Genomic DNA, 16056 nt, shown 5'->3' with positions numbered 1-16056 from the left:
TGGGTTGAACACTTAAAAACATTGCGGGACAATCATGTGCCAATTCAGGACAAAAAGTGGTGGGTTAAAGGAGGGAAACCTCCCTGTCGAGGAGCAGGTGGAGGGTGTACCCGCTGAATGCCGCGAAACCGACGAAGAGGCCCTCCCCCGTGCTCATTCCGAGGCCGAACTCAACGAGGGCGTAGCCCAGGAGGCCGTACACCGCCGCGAAGAGCAGTGAGTGGACTATCCCCCTGTGCTTCGGCATCATCCATGTGAAGGCGAACCAGGCCACGAAAGCGGCCAGCGCCCCGATTCCCCAAGCCGCTGTGATGTTGAGCCAGGGTTCGCCGAGGTGCACGGAGTCAACGCTCTGTACGAAGATCGCGCTCCCCACGGCCACCGCCACTATCGGCTTCGTTCCTCGGTGTATCAGCGCGTTGGGATGATCCATGTCCGGCAGATCGCTGCCGAGGACGTAGAGGGCGTAGCCTATGACCATCGCCGCCGTGCTGAGGACGAAAGGGATTCCGGCGTAGTCCCGGAGCATGAACGCGATAAAAACGGCGAGCGGATAGGTAACTATGCCGCTCAGGAGATGAACGTCGTAGTTCGGCATGGACTATCACTCTTCGCCTTCTTCGGCCTCTTCGCTCTCCTCGAGGAACTTCCTCACGTACTCGGGGACCTTGTAGTTGCCCTTGGGGTCTCCAACCAGGAACCCCAGCCTTATGAGCTCGTTGAGCTGGTCGTAGACCTGTATTCCGGGCCTCTTGACGACCTTGGCTATCTGGATGTAGCTCACCGGTCCGCCGTTGAACTCGTAAACGATGGCTTCAACTAAGTCCTTGTACTCCTTCGGAATCCTCGTGAGGTACTCCTCAAGGCTCTTCGGCTCCTCGAGGATAGTTGTCACCACGTAGTCGTCTATCGGGTCGAACTTGTGCTTAGCGGCTTCGCTCAGAACGTAGTGGAGCAGGCGAAGAATCTGCCTGGGGTTGCCCTTTCCGAGCTCATGGATGAGTTTTACCGCCTCCTCCGTGAACGGGTAGAGCGGGTTGTCCGTGTCCTTTATCCTGACCCTGTTGAGTCTCTTTTTCACCAGCTCGTATGCCTCGTCTATGCTCATCGGTCTGAGCTTGAACTCGTAGTGCAGGCGCATGAAGAACGCCGGGAATATCTTCGTGTACTCATCGTAGGCCTCGGGAACGCAGGCGAATGCAACCACGCATCCCTGGGGCATGTTGCTGATGAAGTGCCTGAGCATCTCGAAGAACTGTATCTTCTCCCTCTCGCTCGCGGTCTGCATGTTCTCCAGCTCGTCCAGGAGAAGGGCGCAGTACGGGTACTTGCCCATCTGCTCGGTCAAAAGCTCGGCTATGTCCCTGCTCTTGTACTCGTCCCTGCTGCTCAGCATCTTCTCGAGCCTGTCTATGAACCCGAGCTTCCTTGAGAGGTTCTCGAGGAATATGTTCGTCCTGCTCTTCGGCGGTTTGAGGGCGTAGAAGATGTCACGCGTGAGCTTGAGGATGTCGTTCGTGTCAACCTTGACGTATATCGCCTTTCCCCGGTTCTCCTCTATGGCCTTGGCTATGGTCTTGAGCCTCTGGGTCTTGCCCATTCCGAGGGGGCCGACGATGCTCATGGCTATCGAGCTCTTGTTTCCGATAACCTCGGAGATTATCATCTGAAGGCGCATGTCTATCTCCTGATAGACGTGAATGCTCTCGACGTCGGCTATTCCCTCGCTCGCAAGCTGCTCAAAGGGGTTTCGAGAAAGACCGTAAACTTCGTATGACTGATAGGGATAAAGCTTAAGGCCACCGGCTTCCATTTTAACTCACCGCATAGTTTAGGAACGCGAAATATAAAAACTTGTCCATCGGTGAGCGGAGATGACGATTCTTCTCGTTACGACCCCACAGGGACGTGAGGGTGATGGAATACTCGAACTGGAATGGGCGCTGGGAAAGGTCCGGGTCAGGGGAACAGACTGGAAGGGCGTTCTCCTGGCCGAAACTCCCCTGTCGAAGGGCGAGGCCCTGGAACGGCTGAGGAACTTTGAGACGCAGGCTATACAGAGGGTCGTCCCCCTCGACCTCATCGTTCCCGCCAGGAGGGAGGAGATTGAAGGGGCCATCCTCCAACTGGCGGAAAAAATAAACGGAACCTTCGCAGTGCGCGCCAAGGTTCGTGGGAATAAGGGGCTCTCAGCGAGGGAGCTTGAGATTGGCCTCGGCTCCCTGGTGGTCGAGCGCTTCGGCCTCGATGTGAACCTAAGCGACCCGGATTACACCCTCGTGGTTGAGGTTCTCGGGAAGAAGGCCGGCATCGGGCTGGTGAGGAGGGGCGAGCTCCTCCGCTTCGAGGTAGTCGAGTGAAGGCTAAAATAGGATGAAGTCGAATTCATAAACATGGACGTCAAGCGAGTTTCATACCTGGTTATCGCCTTGGTCGTGGTTTCCTCGGTTCTTCTTTTCGTCAAGCCCTACGTTATTTGGAGGGAGGGGGGTGAGAGAATCTCCGGTGAGGTTGTTGTTCTTCCCGAGCCGAGACTGACTGGGGAGATGAGCGTTGAGGAGGCCATAGCAAAGCGGAGGAGCATCCGCTCGTACAGGAACGAGCCCCTGACCATTGAGCAGCTTTCCCAGCTCCTGTGGGCGGCGCAGGGAATAACGGACCCGAGGAAGTACCGCTCGGCCCCGAGTGCAGGGGCGACATATCCTTTCGAGGTTTACGTCGTGGTAGGAAACGTTGAGGGCCTTGAACAGGGAATATACCGCTACGACCCCTTCAACCACACGCTGATCCTGGTGAGGAAGGGGGACTGGAGGAAGGCCCTCCAGAAGGCCGCGCTGGACCAGTCGTGGGTCGGGAGGGCGGCGGTGGACATCGTCCTGGTGGCGTACTACTCCAGGACGACCTCCTACTACGGTGAAAGGGGTGTCAGATACGTCCACATGGAGGCCGGGCACATAGGCCAGAACATCTACCTCCAGGCGACCGCCCTGAACCTCGGAACCGTTGCAGTTGGGGCCTTCTACGATGACCAGGTTGCCGAGATAGTAGGCGCCGGGGGCGTTCCGCTGTACATATTCCCGGTGGGTGTTCCCGGTGGTTAGCCTGGACCATTACACGCTGGGTTACGCAGCCTTTGCCCTCATGAGCCTGGCCATGCTCAGCGGGGCACTGATATTCCTCTCGAAGCGCAGGGAGACATGGATAAAGGTCCACATCGTCATCAGCGTGATAGCCTACATCATCATGTTCCTAGCGATATGGCTCGTTAGATGAACCTAAAGCTTATTAGGCCCCGTGTGCTACCCGTACGGGGGGATGGGAATGTACGACGTTCACGAGGTCGTTGAGGCCCTTTCAAAGCTGAGTTACAAGGACGCCCTTGCGTACTGGATAGAGGGCGAGAAGGAGGAGGCGGAATTCTACCGCGAGCTCGCGAGACGCGCCCGGGACCTGGGTCTCGGGGAGGAGCTGGTGAAGACATTCGAGAAGCTGGCCGAGGACTCGCTGAACCACGCCGCCGAGCTTGAGGCCCGGTTCAGGGAGACCTACGGGAACGCCCCGAGGAGCGACCTCCCCCCGCTCGAGGTTCTTCCGGTTCTCGATGAGTTCGAGAGGGCCGACCAGCTGGAGGAGGTTTTGAAGGCTGCCATGGAGAGCGAGCTGATAGCCCACGAATCCTACAAGCTGCTCGCGGAGAGGGTCGACGACGAGCGGCTGAGGGAGCTCTACTCCAAACTGGCCGACGTTGAGCGGGGACACTACGAGATGCTCCTGGAGAGGTACAGAGAGTTGGTAAAGGAAAAGGCCTGAAACCCCGAAATCCGATTCAAAAACATCCCCTCTTTTGATAAATCCTTTATCAACGGTCCTTTTCTCCCAAACTCCTTTCATAGACGGTTGTGCCAAAGCCCGTATAAAACCTCCCGAGTATGGTTTACTGGGTGAGTGAGATGGTCGATCTCGAAGGATTGTCTTTCCTTGAGGAGCTTCCGCTGAGGGAGCTTCTCGCCCACTGGATATCCCTGGAGGGTGACAAGGCCCTGCTCTACGAGAAGCTGGCCGAAAAGGCCAGGGGCATGGAGATTGAGGGGGCCGTTGGGGATATGTTCAAACTCCTCGGCCAGGAAGCGAGGAGACACGAGAAGAAGCTGAGGGCCCTCTACACGAGGAAGTTCGGGGAGGAGATTCCCGCCGTCAACGGCCCATCGTTGGAGGACCTCTCCGACATAAGGGAGCTCGAGAGTGAGAACGACGTTTTTGCCGTTCTTAAGTGTGCCCTTGAGCTGGAAGAGGTTGCAGAGAGGGTTTACTCGATTCTGGCTGAGAAGGCCGACGACGAAACCCTGAGGGCGATCTTCTCCTACTTGGGCTCCACGGAGAGGCTCCACGAGAGGGCCGTTGAATCCCTCATCAGGGATTACGACTACAGAAACGGGGTAAGAAAAAAGGGGATGGAGGCTTAGCTCACGCTAGCCTTCTGACTCCGCTGCCTCCTTCACTTCTTTTTTGAATAGCTCCTTTGCCTCGGGAGGCTCCTCTATCAGGTTGTCGCTGTACTTGTCATAGTCAGCTATCAGGAACTCCTCGCTCATCCTCAGCGCCTTGACGGCCTTCTCCTCTCCAGGGAACTTCTTGCCTGGGCAGACGTCAACGCAGAGGGCGCAGAACATGCAGCGCGAGACGTAGTGCCTTATCTTCTTGAGTTCCGGTATCCACTCCATGGCGTCCGCCGGGCAGACCATTATGCAGAGCCTGCAGCCTATGCACCTCTCCGGGTCGTAGACGAGCTTGCCCCTGAACCCCTCGGGAACCGGGACGGGCGGGTTTATCTGAACCTCTCCCTTCTGGACCTTCTCTATTAAAGCCGTGACGTTCGCTGGAGCGTGTTTGACCGGGAAGGGATTTGTGGCCGGCTTCTTGACGAGCTGCTTAAGGAGGACGAACATCATCTTGTTCACCATGCATCACACCCCCAGCCATACCAGCGCGAGCCCGACGAGGGCGATTATGTTGACGTAGACCCAGAACACCCTGGACGCCTGCTCTATCCTGAACCTTGCGAACGATGTCCTGACCAGCGTTATCGCCAGCAGGTAGATGACCATGACCTTGAAGAGGAACCACAGGGCTTCGACGACGTAGTAGGGCGTTCCCGTTAGGTTCAGGTTGAGCATGCTCGTCAGCGTGAACGGGAAGAACAGCACCACCTCCAGCGCTGCCATGGCGAAGCCCCTGACCGCGTCCGAGAGGTAGAACAGTGCGAGGTTCCTCCCGCTGTACTCCGCGAGCATACCCTCACATATCTCCGTCTCAGCCTCTGCTATGTCGAAGGGCAGTTTCGCCAGCTCGGCCGGCGTGACGACGAGCAGGGCAACGAAGAGCAGCAGCACGCCCATGGCCGCGAGCGGACCCGCGACGCCCCACACCGGTGTGCTTGCTATGGTCGTCAGTGAGAAGCTCTTGTAGAGCACGGCGAAGCCGACTATGACGGTAGCCAGCGGCATCTCGTAGCTCATCATGAGCACCATTTCCCTCTGCGCACCCACCGATGAGAACGGGCTTCCCGATGCAAAGCCGCCTATGGCCATCGCCAGCGACTGGAGGGTCAGCAGGTACAGGATGACGACGAGGTCTCCGTAGCCCTCGAGCGGAGCTTTGAGCACTCCGAATGGTATGTACAGGAGCAGGGTCATTGAGGCCGCGAATGAGACTATGGGCATCGCGTTGAATATCCAGGCAACGGCGTTCTCGGGAACGACGGTCTCCTTCAGGAGCAGCTTGCCAACGTCCCAGAACGGCTGCCTTATGGGAGGCCCTATCCTGGAGGTCAGCCTGGCCGAGACGCGCCTGTCTACACCCTTGTAGACCAGTCCGAGGAAAACCCCCAGTAGGGGAAACGTGAAGGCGTACAGCAACGTTTCGGGGGTCATTCTCTCACCCCCAGCTCTTCTCTAAGCTTCCTTGTTTTTTCAACCGCCTTCAGGTGTAGCGTCGCTGGGTCGATTAGCCTGCCGTTCTCGTCCCTTACCACCGCGACCCTGTCGTTGCAGCACATGCACGGGTCTATGTAGGCGACGACTATCGGTATATCCGCCACCTCGGCGCCGAGGAGGAGCGGTCCCCACGTGTTGATGTTGTTGTAGCTCGGGGCTATCACCTTCCAGACGACCGGCCCGTCGCGCTTGTTGCCGTACTTGAAGTAGTGGATGACCTCACCGCGCGGTGCCTCGTGCATTCCTATCGCTTCCCCCTCACTCCTCCTTATCTTTGCCAGAAGCGCCACGTAGTTCGGAATGGCCATTATCTTGCCCTCTGGCATCTCATCAAGGCAGAACTCGATTATGTCGAGGCTCTGCTCTATCTCGTATATCCTGACGAGGGTGATGTCGTAGGCATCGCCCCTGGCCTCGCCGACTATGTCCTGGGGAACCACTGCCCTGACCCCGATGTCGGCGTAGGCGTCGTACGGGTTGTCCTGCCTGACGTCCATCCTCAGTCCGGCCGCCCTGGCAACGGGCCCGCATACGTTGAGCTTCTTCGCCATATCCCTAGAGAGCTGTGCCACTCCCCGCGTCCTGGCCTTGTATACGGGGTCCGCCAGGAAGACGTCCTTCATTTCCTCTGTGAATATCCTGTAGTAGTTTATCATGTCCTTTATGGCCTTCGCCTGGCTCTCCGTTATGTCCCTCCTGACGCCGCCTATCATGAAGACGGAGTAGTTTATCCTGTTTCCGGTCAGGAGCTCGAGGATGTCGAGAACCTTCTCCCTGCCCTTCCACGTCCAGAACAGGAGGGAGTCGAAGCCCATCTCGTGCGCAACCACTCCGAGCCAGAGTATGTGGCTGTGAATCCTCTCCAGCTCGGCTATTATCGTCCTTATGTACTGGGCCCTCGGCGGGGCCTCTATTCCCAGGGCCTTTTCGCTCCCAATGACGAAGGCGTAGGGGTGCGATATCGAGCAGATCCCGCATATCCTCTCCGAGAGGTAGAGGGTCTGTATGGCGTTCCTCTTCATGCCCATGTATTCTATTCCTCTGTGGGCGAAGCCCCTCTTGACGTCCACCTCAACTATCCTCTCGCCCTCGACCTTGGCCTCGACCCTTATCGGCTCCTTCAGCGCCGGGTGGATCGGGCCGACCGGGACGTAGTACTGGGTTTTCGCCATCACTCACCCCTCCTTATCTCGTTCACGCTCTTGTGGGTGTGTTTCACCATGTCCTCCACGCCGTACTCGTCCTTCCTCCAGGGATACTTGCCCTCCGGCCAGTCGTCGGGCAGGAAGAGGTGCCTCTTGTTCTTCAGGCCCTCGAATTCAACGCCGAGCATCTCCCTGATCTCGCGCTCGTTGGTCTCCGCCCCGGGCATCAGGTCGGTTATCGTCGGCAGGACTAGGTTATCCTTCGGAAGGTTGAAGCGCATGGTGACGCTGAGCTCTCCCCAGGGAACGGCCCAGAACAGGCCGAAGGAGTAGACCATCCTCAGGGAGTCGCCTCCGTCATCCTCTCCAGTTATGAAGTGCAGGTGCGGGTAGTCAAGCTCGAACATGACTTCGACGGCTCTCCTGAAGGCCTTCGGGTCTATCTCTATCCAGAGCTCTTGGTACGTCCTCTTCCTCCTGACGCCCATCGTGTACTCCCTGACCTCGTGGGAGAGCAGGGCCTCCCCGAGCGCCTCCTGGAGCCTCTTGAGGACCTCTTCCGCGCTCATTGGTTCCCTCATTCTTTCTTCCCCTCCAGCTCCTTTTCCAGCTTCTCTATCTTGAGCCAGGCCTTCACAACGCCGTCTATTATCGCCTCGGGCCTCGGAGGGCAGCCGGGAACGTAGACGTCCACCGGGATTATCTCGTCTATCGGGCCGGCTATGTTGTAGGAGTCGTAGAACACTCCCCCGCTGGTTCCGCAGCTCCCAATGACCACGACGGCCTTCGGGTCGGGCATCTGCTCGTATATGCGCCTCAGCTTGTCGGCGAAGTCCCTTGGAATGGCCCCGGTTACGAGGAGGACATCCGCGTGCCTTGGGCTTCCGACGAGTTTGATTCCAAAGCGCTCCACGTCGTAGCGCGGTGTTAACGCGGCTATGATCTCGATATCGCAGGCGTTACAGCTCCCTCCAGAGGCGTGGAAAACCCAGAGGGAGCGTTTAAAGTTGGTCAGCTTCCCCATTCACACACCCCCCACGAGGATGAACAGGATTATGGCACCGAGTCCGAGGTACCATAGGATGTAGTCCCTGACGTCTCCGGTATGCATTCTCATGAGCACGTTGTAGTAGCCCTTCAGTGCCTCGATGAAGCCCCAGTATATGTCGCCGGCCCTTACGCGGATTTCCTCCACGTCCTCAACCTCATTGCCGCTCAGGAAGGGCTTCACCTGGTCGGTGTTCGGCTTGTAGCTCCTGTTTCCGCGGGAGTAGATTACGTAGCCGATGACCGCGAAGACGATGAGGAGGGCCAGCCAGACTATCGGGTTCCAGAATCCCGACGGGGAGTTCAGTGTAAGGCTCTCAATCCACGTCATAGTATACCACCCCACGTCTGGTAGCTGCCCAGCTTCAGCAGCGCGTCAACCGCCGGGTAGACCAGCTTGTCCAGCACAACGTTCGGGAACAGACCGAAGAGCAGACACAGCGCCGCCAGGATGAGCATCGCCACTACCATGCTCCTTGGAACCTCCTTTACCCCCTCGTACTTCTTGACCGGCGGTCCGAGGAAGGCCGAGGCAAAGACCTTGACGAACGAAGCCAGCGTCAGTACGCTCGTGACCATTGCGAATATCGCGAATATCGGGCTCAGCTGGTAGGACGTCTCGTAGATGAGGAATTTGCTCGCGAAGCCGTTGAAGGGCGGTATTCCGGATATTGCCGCGGCGCCTACTATGAAGGCTATCGTGGTGTAGGGCATCTTCCTCGCCAAGCCGCCCATCTCGTTGAGGTTCCTCGTTCCGGTCACGTAGAACAGCGCTCCGGCGGTCATGAGGAGGAGACTCTTGTAGATGATGTGGTTGATGATGTGGAATATACCTCCAGCCATCGCGTCCCTTCCGAAGGCGGCTAGCTTTGCCGGGTCGTTGAGGACTGCCAGGCCAACGCCAACGCCGAGGAGCATGTAGCCGGTCTGCGAAATCGCATGGTAGCTCATGAGCCTCTTGACGTCCTTCTGGACGAGGGCCATCGTAACGCCGATGAACATGGTGAGCACCCCGAGGACGCACATTATCCAGCCGACGCTGCTCATCCCCGAGCTGACCTTTCCGAAGAGGCTGAAGCTCACCCTGAAGAGGGCGTAGAGGCTCGCGTAGGTCGCCACCAGGAGTGTGGGGTTGATTCCCGAGGGAACCTCCGTGTACGCGTCTGGAACCCAGTGGTGGGTCGGCACGGAACCGCACTTCATCGCGAAGGACGTGAAGAGTATTCCGAGGGCGATTATGTCAACGGTGTTGAACCCTATCTGGGTGCTCAGGTAGGCTATGTTGAGGTTCCCGTACTCGCCGTAGAGCAGGCCGATTGAGAACAGCACCATCAGCGAAGCGATCGCGCTGACTATGAGGTACTTGATTCCGGCCTCGCTTGCCTCACCGCGGTAGTTTCTGAAGCCGACCAGTGCTGAACCGGCTATTCCGGCTATCTCCAGGAACACGAAGAGGTTGAACAGGTCTCCAGTCAGGACCATGCCGAGAATTCCGACCTCTAGGAGGAGGAGCAGTGCGTAGTACTTCTCAAGGCCCGTCTCGTTCCTCACGTGGCTGTAGGAGTACATCGCCCCGATGAAGCTCATGAGCGTTGCGGAGAGCGCCATGAAGGCCCCTATCGCGTCGACCTCGAATATTATCCTTATCGGGACCCGGTATCCCGAGGGCAGGACGAGGTGCGGGTTGTCCGCTCCGAAGACGTACACCATCATCCCCTGGGCGAGCACCTCCCTGACGAGGAGGAGCGCCATTCCCAGCGTCACGCCGGTGATTATCATCGCCCAGACGGCTGGGGCACTGCCCTTCTTCTTGAGCAGGGGAGCCACGAACGCCCCGAAGAGGGGCACGGCTATCATGAGTGCAGGCAGGTGCTCGATCATCCTTTCAGCCTCCTGACCTTTGTAACGTCAAGGGTTCCGTAGTGCTCGTAGATGTTGACGGCGAAGGCCAGCATCAGGGCCGAGACCGCGACGCCTATGACGATGCTCGTCAGCGTGAGCGCCTGCGGCGTCGGCAGAACCATGTTGTTGACGGCCTCCTTCGGTGCCATGGTGTATATCGGGGCGTAGGCGCCTTTGACGTAGCCTAGAGCGATTAGGAACAGGTTGACGGCTCCCTCAAGGATTTCAATGCCTATGACGACCTTGATGAGGTTCCGCTTGAAGCCTACCGTGTAGAACCCCACCGCCAGCAGGAGCGCCACGACTATGAACGGGAGGTTGACTAGAATCACGTTATTCATCCTTCCTCACCCCCAGGAGGAGGTAGAACACCAGGATTATGCTGGTCAATCCGGCCAAAACCTTCGTTCCGACGAATATGTTCATGTACGGCAGCGTTCCGCCCGTGTTCAGGTAGCCTGGGTTTATCCCTATCGGGGTCGGGTCTCCGAAGAGCGGGAACCCGCTGTTGGCTATGACGTTCCTGAAGAACGTGTACCCCATGAAGCCGATGGTTGCCACTCCCAGGAATCCGAGGGCGCCGATGCTCTCAAAGGCGCTCAGGGGCACCTTCTTGAACCGCTCCCTTATCGCTCTGTCCTCGCACGCAACTATTAGGAGCGCCAGACCGCTGGCGAAGACGGCTCCTCCCTGGAAGCCGCCTCCCGGCGTGAGGTGACCGTGGAGGATGATGTAGGCTCCGAACGTCAGTATGAGCGCCGTCAGGTACCGGGTGGTCGTCTTGATGATGAGGGTCGTCATACTTTCACCTCCCTCCTTCTGAGGGCCATCAGCACGCCCGCAACAGCTGTGAACAGTACCGTGGCCTCTCCGAGGGTATCGAAACCCCTGTAGTCGAAGACTATGCTGGTGACGACGTTGTTGGCAGAGGCCTCCGCCTGAGCGTGTTCTATGAAGTAGGAGTCCATCTCCGTGTGAACCGGCTCGCCGAAGGGTCTGAGGCTCGCCACTGCCACGAGGAGGAACAGCGTGAAGCCTATGAACGCGAAGAGACCGAGGGCTTTCCTCATTCTATCACCTCCTCGTCTGTGGTTTTCTTGATCGCCAGCAGGTACATCGCCGTTGTGAGGCACGCTCCAACTCCAGCCTCTGCTATCGCGACGTCCGGTGCCTGCAGTATGTAGAACTCCAGCGAGAGTATCAGGCTAAACACAGCCATCGCAATGACGGCCGAGACCAGGTTCTTGAACCTCACAGCGGCTATTGCTGCTATCAGGAGTCCCAGCCCGGCCATAACCTGAAGCGCCCAGAAGAGCTCCTCGAAGTTCATAGGCGACCCTCCAGTTCGTCTATAACCGCCCCGTGGGGCAGTATTCCCGACTTCCTGGCTGCCCTGCCGAGGGCGTGCGCTCCAACGGGGTTCGTGAGGACGAGGAATATGACCACCAGCGCAGAGTGTATCCCTATGGTTATCCACGAGGGGTCCTTCTCAACCCAGAAGTAGCTGTATATCGCGTAGGTTACCGTGGCGAGCACGATGAATATCGTGCCGAAGGTCGTGCACTTCGTTGCCGCGTGTATCCTCGTGTAGACGTCGGGGAAGCGGAGGAGCCCTACGCTGGCCAGCAGGTTGAAGATGACGCCTATTGCCAGGAAGATCCCGATGAGCCACTCTATCATGTTCCCTCCCCCTCGCATTCACATGCGATACCAACCCTCTTCTTGACCAGATAGCGGGCTATGTAGAGGGTCGCGATGTAGCTCAGAACAGCGTAGACGAGAGCGACGTCTATGAAAACCGCCTGTCTGGTTATCACGCCGTAGGCGACCATCGCTCCTGCCGTGGTCGTCGTCATGGAATCCAGGGCGACGGCCCTGTCGGGTATCGTTGGCCCCGCTAGGAGCCTTATGAGCGTCAGAGTCGCCGAAAACAGCAGCAGTATCATGGCCCACATGAACATTCCGTCTATCGTCATTCCGCAATCCTCCTTGCCCATTTTGGAAGGTACCCACACAGATCCTCCGGCGTGGGCTTCTCCTTTCCGGGCGGCACGTTTATCCAGTGAACGTAGAAGTTGCCTTCCTCGTCTATCTCCAGGGTGAAGGTTCCAGGTGTCAGGGTTATCGAGTTGGCGAGGAGAGTCCTGCTCTCGTCCCTGGTCAGGTCGGGCGATATCTTGACTATCCCCGGTCTTATCTTGCCGGTTATGACCCTGTAGGCGACGTCAAGGTTGGCCTTGGCCATGGCGAAGAAGAACGGCCCTATGGCGTAGACTATGAAGAGCAGCCACCTCTTCGGGTTGAAGAAGTAGCCCACCTTTTCGTTCATGATGTCCTTTGTGGCGTAGCCGATGATGGCCGCTATTACAATCCCTGCAACCAGCTCCCCTGGGCTCCAAGCGATGATGTTGCCGGAACCCGCCGTGAGGAGTAGATAGACGATAAGGGACCACAGGAACGGTGCGGCAAACCCCATTTTCCCACCTCAACTTTAGGTTTTAAACCCTTATCGGGCGTATTTTCCCGAAATCTCAATTGAGCATTGGCTAAATCTTTATAAATGGATTTCTAAAACAAATGGTTAACAACCTGAAATTTGACAAACAGAAACGGCACAACGCTTTACATAAGTACAAAAAACGGCTCTCCGTAGTATGTTCTTGGATACGGATGCTCAGAAAAGGACATCAGAAAAGCCGGAGGAAAGTGCGAAAAGTAAAATGTAACTATTTGGAACCCTCTTTCTTCGCCGCTTCCTTGGCCTTCTTCTGCTCCTCCAGCTTCTTCTTGAGCTCCGCTATCTCGTCCTCCTTGAACCAGCGGAGGTTGTCGTCGTACTTGTCGTCCGTGGCAAGGAGGAACTCGTCGCTCATCTCTAGGGCCTTCACCGGACAGACGTCCACGCACTGCTGGCAGAAGACGCACCTTCCTAGCCAGAAGGTGACCTTCCTGACCTCCGGGACGTACTCTATGACACCCGCCGGGCAGACCATGACGCAGAGCCTGCAGCCGACGCACTTGTCCGGGTAGTAGACGAGCTTGCCCCTGAAGCCCTCGGGAGTTGGAACGGGCTCGCTGGCCGGGAACGGGTTGGTTGCCGGCTTCTTGAACAGGTTGCTCAGCACCGTCGATAGCGTTGGCGGAACCTTCATGCTATCACCCCCAGGGTGTCTATCGCCAGCAGCAGCGCCCCAACTATTGCCGCGGGGAGCATCCTGGTCCAGAACAGGCCCACTGCCTGGTTTATCCTTAGTCTTCCCGTCACCGCCCTGAAGACGCTCATGCTCACGAAGAGCACGGCGAATACCTTCAGGGTGTGGAAGAGCAGGTCGACGACTATCGCCGCAACTCCGCTGAGCCCGAGGTAGCCCGAGATGCCCCAGGGGAAGAATATCGCCACCACGAGGCTCGCGCTCACGAAGGCCTTTATCGCATTGGCCAGCTCGAAGAGGGCCAGGTGCCTTCCGCTGTACTCGGCCATCGTTCCCTCGGCGAGCTCGGTCTCCGCCTCGGGGATGTCGAAGTAGCCCACCTCGATCTCGCTGGCGAGCCAGGCCACGAAGACTAGCAGGAGTATGAAAGTTCCTATGAGGCTCAAGGGAGTTCCGAGCTCCCAGATGTTGTGCTCGTAGAAGGTGCCCATGCTGAACGGCTTGGTAACGCCGAGCTCGTTGAGGCGCCAGAGTATCGTGAAGAGTGCCAGCATCATCGGCCCTTCCCTGGAGACGAGGATTATCATCTCCCTCTGGGCACCTATCTGGGCGTAGGGGGAGCCCGAGCTAACCGCACCGAGTACCCTGAGGAAGCCGATGAGTGTCAGCAGGTAGATGAAGAGTATCACGTCTCCCTTGGTTCCGAAGAGCGGCTCGAAGCCGAGCGGTGTGTAGGCGAGCAGGGCTATCGAAGTGGCGAGGGCCAGCACGGGGGCCAGCTCGAAGAACCTGTTGGCGTCCCTCGGGATTATGGACTCCTTGCTAACTAACTTTAGGAAGTCGTAGAACGGCTGGAGCAGCGGGGGGCCCATCCTGCGCTGCATCCTTGCAACCAGCTTCCTGTCTAATCCTCCCCAGAGCAGTGAAGCGAAGGAGACGTAAGCGTAAACTCCTAGGAATCCGAGCGTTGCGTAGAGGACGTTCATAGGACACCACCCCTCGGGCAGCCTACTCCAACAACTTCGGGCTTCGCCCTAACGTTCGGGTTCAGCTCCCTGGTTTTCTCTATCGAGAGCCTCAGGAGGTCCTTCTCGGTGAGAACCTTCTTCCTCCCCGTGTTCGCATCGATAACCGCGACCCTGTCGGTACAGCTCAGGCAGGGGTCTATCGAGGCTATGGCAACTGGAACGTCCGCCACCTGCTCGCCGACCAGCGCCCTGGCTATCGCGAACAGGTTCGGGAAGGTGGGCTCGCGCATCTTCCACTTCGCCGGAACGTCCTTGCCCTTCTGACCCATGACGTAGTGGATGAGCTCACCGCGCGGCGCCTCATACCTGCCTATTCCCTCTCCCTCAGCCTTCTTGAGCTGGAACAGGAGGGTGTTGTCCTTTGGAACGGCCTTTATCTTGCCCTCCGGCATCTGGTCTATGGCCCTCTCAATGAGCTCCATGCTCTGCCAGAGCTCTCCAACGCGGACCACCATCCTGTCGAAAACGTCTCCCTTGACAACGCCGGTGAACTCCTTGGGCGTTATCGGCTTCACACCGAGGTCAGGGTAGACGCTCAGCTTCTCGTTGTAGCGGACGTCCTTCTTCACGCCGCTTCCCCTGGCAGTTGGCCCCTGGGCGCTGTACTCGATGGCTATTCTCTTGGGTATAACTCCGGCGTCCCTCAGCCTGGCCTCCACCGTCGGGTCGTAGAGGAATATCTCCTCGATCTTTGGCATGACCTCGTTGCGGTAGTACTCTATCATGTCGAGTATCGCCCGCACGTGCTTCTCTTCTAAGTCCCTCCTGACGCCGCCGATGGTGTTGATGGAGTAGTTGACCCTGTTGCCGCCGATGGCCTCGAGGATGTCCATGACGCGCTCGCGAGCGAGCCAGCTGAGGTGTAGAATCGTGTCGTAGCCTATCGCGTGGCCAACCACGCCAAGGTTGAGCAGGTGGGAGTGTATCCTCTCGAGCTCACCGATTATCACGCGGATGTACTCGGCCCTCTCGGGCACCTCTATGCCCGCCATCTCCTCGACGGCTCTGGAGTAGGTGTGGTTGTGGGAGAAGGAGCAGATTCCGCATATCCTCTCTGCTAGGTAGAGTATCTGGATGTAGTTCCTCCTCATGGCTATCCATTCCAGGCCCCTGAGGTTGTAGCCGAGCTTGACGTCGACGTTGATTATCCTCTCTCCATCGAGCGTGATGATGAACTTCTCCGGCTCCTCCAGGGCCGGATGAATGGGTCCCACGGGAACCTTGACCCAGTACTCAAGCTTTCCGTTCATTTTGAGCCCTCCTTTTTGATTTTGTACGGATGTCCTGCGTTCTTCACCATCTCGGGCTTGATTCCGGTCTCGTCGAGCCTCAGCGGGTAGATTCCCTCCGGGAAGTCGTCGGGCAGGAAGAGCCTCCTTGGGTCGGGGATTCCCTCGAAGAACAGCCCGAGGAACTCCTGGTTCTCCCTCTCGTAGGGCAGCGCGCTCGGGAAGATGTCCGTGACCGTTGGCAGTTTGGGGTCGTCCTTGGGGACGCTCGTACCTATGATGAGCGACAGGCTCTCCCCCTCCTCCCAGAACATCTCCATGTGGTACTTGGCGAGGAGTTTGTCTCCCGCGTCTATCCCTATTATGATGGAGAACTGGGCCTTCGGGTCGAGCTCCTTGATGAACTTCATGGCGTCGTGGAACCTCTCCCTGTCTATCTCGACCCAGACGCGCCTCTTCGGGTGGGGCATCTTGTTCTCGCTCACCCTTACCTCCGCCTCGGGGAACCTCTCGCCAAAGGCTTTAACGAACTCGTCAACGTTCATCTCCTACCCCCCTCA

25 protein-coding genes are annotated in these 16056 nt (G+C 57.9%); 5 read left to right on the top strand and 20 right to left on the bottom strand.

Annotated elements, in window-relative coordinates; all coding sequences use genetic code 11:
* Window positions 1-64: 64 nt before the first annotated feature.
* Both CDI07_RS08820 and CDI07_RS08815 read right to left on the bottom strand, forming a co-directional pair.
* On the bottom strand, window positions 65-598 hold the full coding sequence (locus CDI07_RS08820) for a metal-dependent hydrolase (RefSeq protein ID WP_088181265.1): 534 nt from the start codon (window positions 596-598) through the stop codon (window positions 65-67).
* A 6-nt stretch (window positions 599-604) separates the two neighbouring features.
* On the bottom strand, window positions 605-1813 hold the full coding sequence (locus tag CDI07_RS08815; protein ID WP_088181264.1) for an AAA family ATPase: 1209 nt from the start codon (window positions 1811-1813) through the stop codon (window positions 605-607).
* A 61-nt stretch (window positions 1814-1874) separates the two neighbouring features.
* Between CDI07_RS08815 and CDI07_RS08810 the strand changes: the two genes are divergently transcribed.
* The 5 genes from CDI07_RS08810 to CDI07_RS08790 all read left to right on the top strand — a co-directional run bounded on the left by CDI07_RS08810 (window position 1875) and on the right by CDI07_RS08790 (window position 4463).
* Window positions 1875-2360: a THUMP domain-containing protein gene (locus tag CDI07_RS08810; protein WP_088181263.1), complete on the top strand. Its 486-nt coding sequence runs from the start codon at window positions 1875-1877 to the stop codon at window positions 2358-2360.
* 33 nt (window positions 2361-2393) lie between these two features.
* Window positions 2394-3101, top strand: a complete 708-nt coding sequence (locus CDI07_RS08805; protein ID WP_088181262.1) for a SagB/ThcOx family dehydrogenase — start codon at window positions 2394-2396, stop codon at window positions 3099-3101.
* A complete protein-coding gene (locus tag CDI07_RS08800; protein WP_088181261.1) occupies window positions 3094-3273 on the top strand; it encodes a hypothetical protein in 180 nt (59 codons plus the stop codon). Before CDI07_RS08805 ends, CDI07_RS08800 begins: the two co-directional genes overlap by 8 nt.
* A gap of 42 nt (window positions 3274-3315) precedes the next feature.
* On the top strand, window positions 3316-3810 hold the full coding sequence (locus CDI07_RS08795) for a ferritin family protein (protein WP_394335161.1): 495 nt from the start codon (window positions 3316-3318) through the stop codon (window positions 3808-3810).
* 140 nt (window positions 3811-3950) lie between these two features.
* Window positions 3951-4463, top strand: coding sequence for a ferritin family protein (locus CDI07_RS08790; protein WP_168169249.1), 513 nt, complete (start codon window positions 3951-3953; stop codon window positions 4461-4463).
* A gap of 6 nt (window positions 4464-4469) precedes the next feature.
* Here the strand turns inward: CDI07_RS08790 and CDI07_RS08785 are convergent, their stop codons facing one another.
* The 18 genes from CDI07_RS08785 to CDI07_RS08700 form a co-directional block, all read right to left on the bottom strand.
* A complete protein-coding gene (locus tag CDI07_RS08785; RefSeq protein ID WP_088181258.1) occupies window positions 4470-4961 on the bottom strand; it encodes a 4Fe-4S dicluster domain-containing protein in 492 nt (163 codons plus the stop codon).
* A gap of 3 nt (window positions 4962-4964) precedes the next feature.
* On the bottom strand, window positions 4965-5930 hold the full coding sequence (locus tag CDI07_RS08780; RefSeq protein ID WP_088181257.1) for a respiratory chain complex I subunit 1 family protein: 966 nt from the start codon (window positions 5928-5930) through the stop codon (window positions 4965-4967).
* On the bottom strand, window positions 5927-7165 hold the full coding sequence (locus CDI07_RS08775; RefSeq protein ID WP_088181256.1) for a nickel-dependent hydrogenase large subunit: 1239 nt from the start codon (window positions 7163-7165) through the stop codon (window positions 5927-5929). Before CDI07_RS08775 ends, CDI07_RS08780 begins: the two co-directional genes overlap by 4 nt.
* Window positions 7165-7719, bottom strand: a complete 555-nt coding sequence (locus tag CDI07_RS08770) for an NADH-quinone oxidoreductase subunit C (protein WP_088181255.1) — start codon at window positions 7717-7719, stop codon at window positions 7165-7167. Before CDI07_RS08770 ends, CDI07_RS08775 begins: the two co-directional genes overlap by 1 nt.
* The gene (locus tag CDI07_RS08765) at window positions 7716-8162 is read right to left on the bottom strand and encodes an NADH-quinone oxidoreductase subunit B family protein (RefSeq protein WP_088181254.1); all 447 of its coding nucleotides are present in this window, start codon (window positions 8160-8162) and stop codon (window positions 7716-7718) included. The genes CDI07_RS08770 and CDI07_RS08765 overlap by 4 nt, the downstream gene beginning before the upstream one ends.
* Window positions 8163-8516 carry a hydrogenase gene (locus tag CDI07_RS08760; RefSeq protein ID WP_088181253.1) on the bottom strand — a complete coding sequence of 118 codons (354 nt, stop codon included), beginning with the start codon at window positions 8514-8516 and terminating at the stop codon, window positions 8163-8165.
* Window positions 8513-10066: a proton-conducting transporter membrane subunit gene (locus CDI07_RS08755; RefSeq protein ID WP_088181252.1), complete on the bottom strand. Its 1554-nt coding sequence runs from the start codon at window positions 10064-10066 to the stop codon at window positions 8513-8515. Before CDI07_RS08755 ends, CDI07_RS08760 begins: the two co-directional genes overlap by 4 nt.
* Window positions 10063-10428, bottom strand: a complete 366-nt coding sequence (locus tag CDI07_RS08750) for a sodium:proton antiporter (protein WP_088181251.1) — start codon at window positions 10426-10428, stop codon at window positions 10063-10065. The genes CDI07_RS08755 and CDI07_RS08750 overlap by 4 nt, the downstream gene beginning before the upstream one ends.
* Window positions 10421-10888 (bottom strand): MnhB domain-containing protein, encoded by a 468-nt coding sequence (locus CDI07_RS08745; protein ID WP_088181250.1) that lies wholly within the window; start codon window positions 10886-10888, stop codon window positions 10421-10423. The genes CDI07_RS08750 and CDI07_RS08745 overlap by 8 nt, the downstream gene beginning before the upstream one ends.
* Complete coding sequence (gene mbhE / locus CDI07_RS08740) at window positions 10885-11157, bottom strand: hydrogen gas-evolving membrane-bound hydrogenase subunit E (RefSeq protein WP_088181249.1); 273 nt, start codon at window positions 11155-11157, stop codon at window positions 10885-10887. Before mbhE ends, CDI07_RS08745 begins: the two co-directional genes overlap by 4 nt.
* Complete coding sequence (locus tag CDI07_RS08735) at window positions 11154-11417, bottom strand: hydrogenase subunit MbhD domain-containing protein (RefSeq protein WP_088181248.1); 264 nt, start codon at window positions 11415-11417, stop codon at window positions 11154-11156. The genes mbhE and CDI07_RS08735 overlap by 4 nt, the downstream gene beginning before the upstream one ends.
* The gene (mnhG, locus tag CDI07_RS08730; RefSeq protein WP_088181247.1) at window positions 11414-11767 is read right to left on the bottom strand and encodes a monovalent cation/H(+) antiporter subunit G; all 354 of its coding nucleotides are present in this window, start codon (window positions 11765-11767) and stop codon (window positions 11414-11416) included. Before mnhG ends, CDI07_RS08735 begins: the two co-directional genes overlap by 4 nt.
* Window positions 11764-12084, bottom strand: a complete 321-nt coding sequence (locus tag CDI07_RS08725) for a cation:proton antiporter (RefSeq protein WP_226996565.1) — start codon at window positions 12082-12084, stop codon at window positions 11764-11766. The genes mnhG and CDI07_RS08725 overlap by 4 nt, the downstream gene beginning before the upstream one ends.
* Window positions 12060-12563 (bottom strand): Na+/H+ antiporter subunit E, encoded by a 504-nt coding sequence (locus CDI07_RS08720; protein ID WP_088181245.1) that lies wholly within the window; start codon window positions 12561-12563, stop codon window positions 12060-12062. Before CDI07_RS08720 ends, CDI07_RS08725 begins: the two co-directional genes overlap by 25 nt.
* A 250-nt stretch (window positions 12564-12813) precedes the next feature.
* Entirely contained in the window at window positions 12814-13239 is a 426-nt protein-coding gene (locus CDI07_RS08715; protein WP_088181244.1) for a 4Fe-4S binding protein, read from the bottom strand.
* Window positions 13236-14225, bottom strand: coding sequence for a respiratory chain complex I subunit 1 family protein (locus tag CDI07_RS08710; protein WP_088181243.1), 990 nt, complete (start codon window positions 14223-14225; stop codon window positions 13236-13238). Before CDI07_RS08710 ends, CDI07_RS08715 begins: the two co-directional genes overlap by 4 nt.
* Window positions 14222-15517 (bottom strand): nickel-dependent hydrogenase large subunit, encoded by a 1296-nt coding sequence (locus CDI07_RS08705; protein ID WP_088181242.1) that lies wholly within the window; start codon window positions 15515-15517, stop codon window positions 14222-14224. The genes CDI07_RS08710 and CDI07_RS08705 overlap by 4 nt, the downstream gene beginning before the upstream one ends.
* A complete protein-coding gene (locus CDI07_RS08700) occupies window positions 15514-16041 on the bottom strand; it encodes an NADH-quinone oxidoreductase subunit C (RefSeq protein ID WP_088181241.1) in 528 nt (175 codons plus the stop codon). The genes CDI07_RS08705 and CDI07_RS08700 overlap by 4 nt, the downstream gene beginning before the upstream one ends.
* Between the last annotated feature and the right edge of the window lie 15 nt (window positions 16042-16056).

It is taken from the genome of Thermococcus sp. 5-4, assembly GCF_002197185.1.
GTDB lineage: Archaea > Methanobacteriota_B > Thermococci > Thermococcales > Thermococcaceae > Thermococcus > Thermococcus radiotolerans.
The sequence above is the reverse complement of the archived record's forward strand: the minus strand, read 5'-3'. Positions and strand labels throughout refer to the sequence as shown.